Consider the following 7915-nt stretch of genomic DNA (forward strand, 5'->3'; position numbering starts at 1 on the left):
CGGGGCCCTCTGCTGTGCCGCGTCCTCTAGGACTCCGGCCAGATCTCCCTCTGCTCGTCCGGCACCGACTCGCCGAGCGGGACGACCAGGATGGAGCGGTGCTGCCGGTGCGCGAGCCGCGCCGCGACCGAGCCCGTGAAGAACTCGCGGATCGACTCGCCGATACCGCGCTTGCGGGTGCCGACGACGATGAGCTGCGCATCGAGCTTGTTGGCGAGCTGCTTGATCGCCAACGCCGGGTCACCGACGAGCTGACGCGCCGTCCACGTGACATCCGTCCCCGCCAGCAGCTTCGCGGCAGCGGCCTCGACCGCTTCGAACTCCGCGGCGCCCGCGTCGAAGTTGATGTCGATCGGTGCCGAGTGCACGTAGCCGTCCGGGTCCTCATAGGTGACGAATCGAGTGACGTCCACGTGCGCCACGACCAGCGGCACACCGAACAGTCGCGCATACCGAACCGCTTCGCGGATCACATGCGGGTCCTGGTCCAGCTGCATGCCGACGATGACGGCTTTCTGCAGCGCCGCGTTCTGTGCGGCCTCATCGGACGGAGTGGAGGTGTTGTCGGTCATGAAGATCGTTCCCTTCACCAGTCTGGCCTCGGCCAGAGCGTCTTTCCCGCGTGCTATTCTGAATGCTACTCTTACCGGCTTCTCGCCGGTGTCGTGAATGCCTCGGGCCTCACCGCCCGCAGCTTAACTCGTGAGGGGGTCTCGCGCATGGGCCGTGGCCGTCAGAAGGCGAAACACACCAAGATCGCCCGCGAACTCAAGGCGTACAGTCCGTCGGTGAACTACTCCGCGCTCGAGCGCGAGCTGGCTCACCCGACCGACGAAGACGCCTACGTCGACAAGTGGGCCGATGAGTATGAAGACGAAGACGAGGACGAGCTAGAGAAGGCCTGACCGCCCGATCTACTCCGAAACACCCGCACCACGTGCGGGTGTTTCGTCGTGTCTGGGCGCGATACGGGCACAGACGTCACCTAGCGATCATTGTCTTTGAAGACCCCTTGGCGTACGAAGCGCCAAGGGGTCTTCTTGAAGCCCGAGGACTCAGAGTTCGGTGGCCGCGACGATCGCGATTGTCGATACGACTCCCGTCGCGAGGATCAGCGCGATTCCGATGGCTACCATCCACCAACTCTCACGCCCCTTGTGCCAGCTCCACAGGATCGCCACGAGCGATGCGATGAACGCGGCGACACTCACCCAGATCTGCGTGTGCCACGCCGCTTCCGCGAGTGCGAAATTGCAAGCAGAGCCACAACCCGCGATACGGAACGTCTGCATGAACACCCAGTACCCGACGCCAGCGGAGACAACGGCCTGCAACAGAAGAACGGCGACGCCGCGCGCACGGGCGTTTGGGTTCCGATAGCTAATCTCGGCCACGGCGGACATCTTAGTTGAAGTCCGAAATCATGTAGCGAATCCAGTTCGCGGCGATCGTCGTGGTCGTCTTTCCATAGGAGTTGTGGATCGCGAAATTGCCGTCGCCAGGGTTGTTCTGACAGAAGAAGTCCCCCGTGGCGCAGTACGAGCGGATCTTTGGCACCCAGGTTGGGTTCGGGTTGGTGCTTCCCTGCGTCCATCCCCACACTCGGTATGTTCCCAGATCAGCCGCGACCAGCGTGTTCCTCTGCAGGGCCCCATAGCCCCCCGGCGAATAGGGTGCGTTCCAGGCGTCCGTAGGCCAGTACTGCGGATCGCCATAGAAGACCACGGCGGAGATCATCTTTTGTGCTTGCGCGGTGAGAGTGGGGCCTTGCGGCCACTGTCCATTGCCGAGAGCATCTGAAATGACGTTAGCCCCCTGCGAGTGCCCGGCGATGATCACGGCTGGTCCGTACCCTCCACAGAGCGTCGACAGGTAGTTGAGTTCATTGATGAGAGCAGTCGACCCACTCGCAACGCTCTGCAAGTAGTCGGGGGCCGTCGCCGGATAGTTCAGCGCCTCGAAGTACGTCGGGTATGCCTCAGTACTGACCTTGCTTGCCAATGGGGCGATCTGATCACCCATGCCACCGGAGGTCCAGACCCGCCCGCCGTGCGTTGGCCCCGATCCTCCTTGCGCTCCAGTACCCCTAACACCGATGAACACGGCGAACTCACAGGGGTCGCTAGACGGGGCAGCCGAGGCCGGCGCACCCCCTGCCAACGTCGCGAAAGCGACCGCGGCTGCGCCCACCAGCGCTGCTGCTCGCGCTCCTATTCGTCTTCTCTGGTCGGGCCGAACATGGTTTCGAACGATCTTCATGGCTTTCTCCTTCCGGCGCTTCAGTGCACCTAAGGCAACGAAACCGGCGATTCAAGACCGCTCCCAGAAAGCGCCCTTGCCAGACCGCGAGTAGCGTGCTACCTGATACTCTCCTACATTTGAAACATCAATTGGAAGAACTGGAAGGAGAGAACTATGAAGTCACCGCCCCCCGAGGATGCTGCCCTCGCTGTGAGCCTCGGTCGGTGGTTGCGCTCGCTCCGTACAGCAAGGGGCCTCTCCCAAGAACACGTGGCACACGAGGCCGGAATCGACGTAACTACCTACGGACGAATCGAACGAGCGGTGTGCGGCGCGCGTTGGGCAAACCCTCGGCTTCAGACGACGCGCAAGCTGCTAAAAGCCCTCGGCGTAGGGGCCGAGGAAATGAGCGCGTTTCTCGACAGTTCCTCGCTCACGAAGTTCGTCGTCACCGAATGCGGATCCTGCGGCGTTGTCGACTCCGGCGGGGAAGGCGCCACCCGGGTGACGCTCAGCGGTCGGCCGTTGTCTGTTGCGCCGGTATCTCCGTCACGAGAGACATCATCGGCCAGGGCGTCGGAGTCAAATAGCGGGCGCTTCTCCTCACTGGGAAAGACTGGCCGCGTAGTCGAAAGCGACGCAAGGTCGGCCCCGTGAGCTTCGCACCCGCACTCACCAGCGTCCGTGCCGACGCTCCCACTCGTCCTCGACCGTGCGGCGCCGCCCGGCGACGATGCCCGCGGGAACCGAGACGATGAGCACACCGGCGATGACGAGCAGCGGGATCTGCCAACCGGCGGTCGTCTCGTGGAGCAGCCCGATCAGCAGCGGGAAGGTGGCGGCGATCGCGTAGCCGATGCTCTGCACGAAACCGCTCAGCGCGACCGCACTCTCCGAGGTGCGGGCACGGATGCTCAGCAGCACGAGGCTCAGCGGGAACATGATGGCCGTGAGCCCGAAGATGCTCACCCACAGCGGCAGCGCGACCGTCGGGAACAGCAGGAGACCGGTGAGCCCCACCAGACCGCCGATGACGGCGACGAAGAAGAGTGGGCGCGTGGCCTGGAAGCGGACGACGAGGATCGGCACCAGCAGGGAGCAGGGCAGGCCGATCAGCGCGAACAGGGACAGCAGGAACCCGGCGGTCGCCGGGGTCACCCCGCCGATGTCGACCAGCATGGTCGGCATCCAGGCGAACGAGACATAGGCCATGGTCGACGAGGCGCCGAAGACGACCGCGAGCGCCCAGGCGAGCGGCAGTCGCCACAGGCGAGCGAAGTGACGCCGGTTCGCCGGCTGGGAGGAGATCGGGCCGGTCGCGGTCGCCACCGCATCCTGGAAGTCGTCGACTCCGTCGGTGGGGTCGGGGACGAGAAGCTCGGTCTTCACCGGCTCGTCGCGGCGCGACCCGTTCTTGAGCAGCAGCGCGACCCACGGCACGAGCGCGATCCCCGCGACGATGCCCCACATCCCCAGCGACACCCGCCAGCCGAGGGTGTCGGCAACCGGAACGGCCGCCAGCGGGGGCAGGAACGTCGACACCGCCAACGTGGTCGAGTAGATCGTCATCACGATCCCGAGCCGATCCGGGAAGTACTTCTTCACCAGCGGCGGCAGGAGCACATTGCCCGAACCGACGCCCGCGAACACGACCACCGTCGCTGCGAGCAGGCTCGTCGAATCCACCGCGAACCCGCGCAGCAGCATGCCCAGCGCCATCAGCGTGATCGCGGCGACCGCCATCCGCTCCAGACCGAATCGCCGCTCGAGCAGCGGGGTCAGCAGCCCGAAGAGCGCGAAGCACACGGGCGGGGCGGCGCCGATCAGACCGACGACCGCAGTCGGCACCGGGAAGTCGGCGGCGACATGATCGATCACCGGCGACAGGGAGGCGACCGCCGACCGCAGCGAGAACGCCACGAGGACGATCCCCACCAGAGCGAGAGCCCGACCGTGCCACAACGGTCGTGCACTCGGCATCGTCATGAGGTCTGTGACCCCTCCACCCACGCGAGGTATTCGTCCGAGACCGTGCCCGTCACATAGCGGCCGTCGAAGCAGCTCATGTCGAGGTCGGTGAGGACGGAGCCCTCGATGATCGCGGCCTTGAGGTCTTCGACCTCCTGGTAGACGAGGTGATCGCAGCCGAGTTCGGTGGCGATCTCGGGGATCGTGCGCCCGTGGGCGATGAGCTCGTGACGCGAGGGCATGTTGATGCCGTAGACATGCGGATGCCGCACCGGCGGAGCCGCGGAGGCGAAGGTCACCGAGGCGGCGCCGGCATCCCGCGCCATCTGGATGATCTCCTTGGAGGTCGTCCCGCGCACGATCGAGTCGTCGATCAGCAGCACGTTCTTGCCCTGGAACTCGGTCGACATGGCGTTGAGCTTCTGGCGCACGCTCTTCTTGCGCACCGCCTGCCCCGGCATGATGAAGGTGCGACCGACGTAGCGGTTCTTGTAGAAGCCCTCGCGGTACTCGATGCCGAGCTTGCGCGCGACCTCCATCGCGGCGGGCCGCGAGGAGTCGGGGATCGGCATGACGACGTCGATCTTGTCCATCGGCACGTGCTTGGCGATCGTGTCGGCGAGGCGGTCGCCCATGCGCAGACGCGACTCGTACACCGAGATGCCGTTCATGACCGAGTCGGGACGCGCGAGGTAGACGTACTCGAAGGCGCAGGGCGCGAGCGTCGCGGCCGTGGCGCACTGCTGGGAGAACAGCTCGCCGTCGTTGGTGATGAAGACGGCCTCGCCGGGCTCGACCTCGCGGACGACCTCGTAGTCGCCGTTCTCGAGCACGAGCGACTCGCTGGCGACGACCCACTCGTCCTTGCCCTCCGCACCGGGGACCGTCGAGGGACGACGCCCCAGGATCAGCGGACGGATGCCGAACGGGTCACGGAATGCGAGCAGCCCGTATCCGGCGATCACGGCGATCACGGCGTAGGCGCCCTCGATGCGCTCGTGCGTGCGGGCGACGGCCTCGAACACCCGCTCGGCGTCGAGGTCGACCGTCGACGTCGTGTTCTGCAGCTCGCCGGCGAGCACGTTGAGCAGCAGCTCGGTGTCGCTCGACGAGTTGAGGTGACGGCGGTCGCGCTTCGCCATGTCAGCCGTGAGCTCACGCGTGTTCGTGAGGTTGCCGTTGTGGATGAGGATGATGCCGTACGGCGCGTTCACGTAGAACGGCTGCATCTCCTCTTCGTTCGAGGCCGTGCCCTTGGTCGCGTAGCGCACGTGGCCGAGGCCGACGTTGCCGAGCAGCGCCCGCATGTCACGGGTGCGGAACGCCTCGCGGACCATGCCCTGCGCCTTGGCGTTGTGCATCACGCCGTTCGCCTCGGCGGTCGCGATGCCCGTCGCATCCTGGCCGCGGTGCTGCAGCAGCAGGAGTGCGTCGTAGATGTCCTGATTGACCGGGGCAGAGCCCACCATTCCGACGATGCCGCACATGGGCTCTTACTTCGCTCCGTCCGCGTAGGCGCCGACCAGGCGCACTGCTCCACCGTCGACGCCCTTGGCGCCCTGCTCGAATTCGCCGGCCGGACGCGGGCCGAAGCCGACGGTCCCGACCTGCCACGAGGGCATGCCCTCGGCGTGCAGCGCCGCGATCGCGGCATCCTTCTTGTCTGCGGCCACCACGGCGAGGAAGCCGATGCCGAGGTTCCAGGTGCCCTCCGCGGACTCGAGCGTGGAGCCGGCGATGTCGCTGAGCACCCGGAAGACGGGGCTCGGCGACCAGCTGCTGCGGTCGACCTCGGCCCAGCTGCCCTGCGGGAGCACACGCGCGAGGTTCGCCGCGATGCCGCCGCCGGTGACGTGACTGAGTGAGTGCACACCGCCACCGAGCTGCTCGATGAGACGCAGCAGGGGAAGAGTGTAGAGGCGGGTCGGCTCGAGGAGGGCCTCCCCCCAGGTGGTGCCGAAGTCGGCGGCGTTGTCGCCGTAGCCGATGCCGGCACGCGTGACGATGTGGCGGACGAGCGAGTAGCCGTTGGAGTGCAGTCCGCTGGAGGCGACCGCGATCACGGCGTCACCGTCCTGCACACGATCCGCGCCGAGGATGGCATCAGCCTCGACCACGCCGGTGGCCGCACCCGCGACGTCGTAGTCGCGCGGGCCGAGCAGTCCGGGGTGCTCCGCGGTCTCGCCGCCGACCAGCGCGGTGCCCGTCGCCGAGCACGCTCCGGCGATGCCGCGCACGATGTCGGCGATGCGCTCGGGAACGACCTTGCCGCAGGCGATGTAGTCGGTCATGAAGAGCGGCTTCGCGCCCACCACGACGATGTCGTCGACCACCATGCCGACCAGGTCTTGGCCGATCGTGTCGTGCTTGTCGATCGCCTGCGCGATCGCGACCTTCGTGCCGACGCCGTCGGTGCTGGTCGCGAGCAGCGGGCGACGGAAGTCGCGCAGCGCGCTGGCGTCGAACAGGCCGGCGAACCCGCCGACACCGCCGAGCACTTCGGGGCCGTGCGTCGCGCGCACGGAAGACTTCATCAGCTCGACGGCGAGATCACCTGCAGCGGTGTCGACGCCGGCTTCGGAATAGGGATTGGTGGGGGAGGCAGCCACGCCCCCAGCCTACCGCCCACAGGCGGTCCGACTCTCCGCGAGAGACGACCTCGGATCCGGACGCTCTCCCCGCCTACGATGGGGCCATGGCCGACAAGCCGCAGTGGCTCATCCGCGAAGACGCGAGCGTTCCGGTGCTCGTCGCGCTCGCGCTGCGCCAGCAGCTCGGGATCCGGGCGCCGGAGGACCTTCCCGCCCTCCGCGATCTCGCCGTGCGCGCGCCGGACGCGACCGATGCCTCGCCCGCGGTGGAGGAGCAGTGGCGGAGCTACTGGGACATGACGGTCGAACCACGCGCACATCCCTCGGACGTGCCGCTCGAACTCATCGACGGGTTCGACACCCTCGTGGCTCTGCCCGCCACCGGCGCGGAGGAGCTCGCCACGGCGATCGCCCCGCAGGCGACATCCGCTCTCCTCTACGCGCACGCCGCGCACGACCGGTACGTGAGCTCGATGAAGAGCCATACCGGGGGTGACGCCTACCGCGCCTATGCGAGCGCGATCGCGGAGTTCGAGCGCGAGGTCGGCCGTCGCGCGCACTCGTTCGAGCTGAACGTGCAGGTGCTGCCGCTGTCGCAGCGCGGCATCTGGTGGATCGGAGACCTCACGGTCGCGGTGACCGACGGTCTGCGCCGCGACGTGGTGGCCTTCGACACCGCCATCCGCCCCGTGATCGCCGAGCTGGCGTAGCTCTCAGTCCTCGACGACGGTCTCGCGGTCGACCTGCACGACGCGGTCGTGCCGACGGGCGATGCGCTCCATCACGAGGCCCGTGACGCCTCCCAGGGCGATGCCGATCGGCACGGTCCACAGCAGCAGGAAGCCGAAGACCTGACCAGGCGGGTAGACGACGTCGAGGGCCTGCGACTCATCGAAGCTGCCCGTCCAGGTGAGGATGCCGGCGGCGATGATGCCGAGCACGACGCCGATGCCCATGAGCACGCCGTACCGCGGCACACGGCGCACGGTCGCTTCGACGGTCTGGTGGGAGTCGGTGGGGGCCATACCTCCATTGTCCCACCGTCGGCCGATGGCGGGAACCGGTTCAGCGGGCGTCGCGCCGGTCCCGGCCCTGCGAGGCGAGCATTTGTCGGG

Annotated in this window: 10 protein-coding genes; 3 read left to right on the forward strand and 7 right to left on the reverse strand. The window is 67.1% G+C overall.

Annotated elements, in window-relative coordinates; translation table 11 throughout:
• Positions 1-26 precede the first annotated feature (26 nt).
• Positions 27-572 (reverse strand): universal stress protein, encoded by a 546-nt coding sequence (locus ACNPM4_RS07920; protein WP_400856809.1) that lies wholly within the window; start codon positions 570-572, stop codon positions 27-29.
• A 147-nt stretch (positions 573-719) separates the two neighbouring features.
• On the opposite strand from ACNPM4_RS07920, the gene ACNPM4_RS07925 reads away from it, so the two are divergent.
• Positions 720-905 carry a DUF3073 domain-containing protein gene (locus tag ACNPM4_RS07925; protein WP_029263716.1) on the forward strand — a complete coding sequence of 62 codons (186 nt, stop codon included), beginning with the start codon at positions 720-722 and terminating at the stop codon, positions 903-905.
• A 150-nt stretch (positions 906-1055) separates the two neighbouring features.
• On the opposite strand, the gene ACNPM4_RS07930 is transcribed toward ACNPM4_RS07925, so the two are convergent.
• On the reverse strand, positions 1056-1394 hold the full coding sequence (locus ACNPM4_RS07930) for a hypothetical protein (protein WP_372468186.1): 339 nt from the start codon (positions 1392-1394) through the stop codon (positions 1056-1058).
• Positions 1395-1404: 10 nt separating this feature from the next.
• A complete protein-coding gene (locus ACNPM4_RS07935) occupies positions 1405-2022 on the reverse strand; it encodes a cutinase family protein (RefSeq protein ID WP_448985326.1) in 618 nt (205 codons plus the stop codon).
• A 393-nt stretch (positions 2023-2415) separates the two neighbouring features.
• Between ACNPM4_RS07935 and ACNPM4_RS07940 the strand changes: the two genes are divergently transcribed.
• On the forward strand, positions 2416-2898 hold the full coding sequence (locus ACNPM4_RS07940) for a helix-turn-helix transcriptional regulator (RefSeq protein WP_417507193.1): 483 nt from the start codon (positions 2416-2418) through the stop codon (positions 2896-2898).
• A 15-nt stretch (positions 2899-2913) separates the two neighbouring features.
• Here the strand turns inward: ACNPM4_RS07940 and ACNPM4_RS07945 are convergent, their stop codons facing one another.
• From ACNPM4_RS07945 to purM, 3 genes are read right to left on the reverse strand one after another with little or no spacing between them, the layout of a single operon-like run.
• A complete protein-coding gene (locus ACNPM4_RS07945) occupies positions 2914-4227 on the reverse strand; it encodes an MFS transporter (protein WP_448985327.1) in 1314 nt (437 codons plus the stop codon).
• On the reverse strand, positions 4224-5696 hold the full coding sequence (gene purF / locus ACNPM4_RS07950) for an amidophosphoribosyltransferase (RefSeq protein ID WP_029263719.1): 1473 nt from the start codon (positions 5694-5696) through the stop codon (positions 4224-4226). The genes ACNPM4_RS07945 and purF overlap by 4 nt, the downstream gene beginning before the upstream one ends.
• 6 nt (positions 5697-5702) lie before the next feature.
• A complete protein-coding gene (gene purM, locus ACNPM4_RS07955) occupies positions 5703-6818 on the reverse strand; it encodes a phosphoribosylformylglycinamidine cyclo-ligase (protein WP_448985328.1) in 1116 nt (371 codons plus the stop codon).
• A gap of 86 nt (positions 6819-6904) precedes the next feature.
• On the opposite strand from purM, the gene ACNPM4_RS07960 reads away from it, so the two are divergent.
• The gene (locus ACNPM4_RS07960; protein ID WP_029263721.1) at positions 6905-7510 is read left to right on the forward strand and encodes a hypothetical protein; all 606 of its coding nucleotides are present in this window, start codon (positions 6905-6907) and stop codon (positions 7508-7510) included.
• Positions 7511-7513: 3 nt separating this feature from the next.
• Here ACNPM4_RS07960 and ACNPM4_RS07965 read toward each other — a convergent pair whose 3' ends face one another.
• Positions 7514-7825 carry a potassium transporter Trk gene (locus ACNPM4_RS07965; RefSeq protein WP_448985329.1) on the reverse strand — a complete coding sequence of 104 codons (312 nt, stop codon included), beginning with the start codon at positions 7823-7825 and terminating at the stop codon, positions 7514-7516.
• Between the last annotated feature and the right edge of the window lie 90 nt (positions 7826-7915).

The organism is Microbacterium umsixpiens (genome assembly GCF_053543675.1).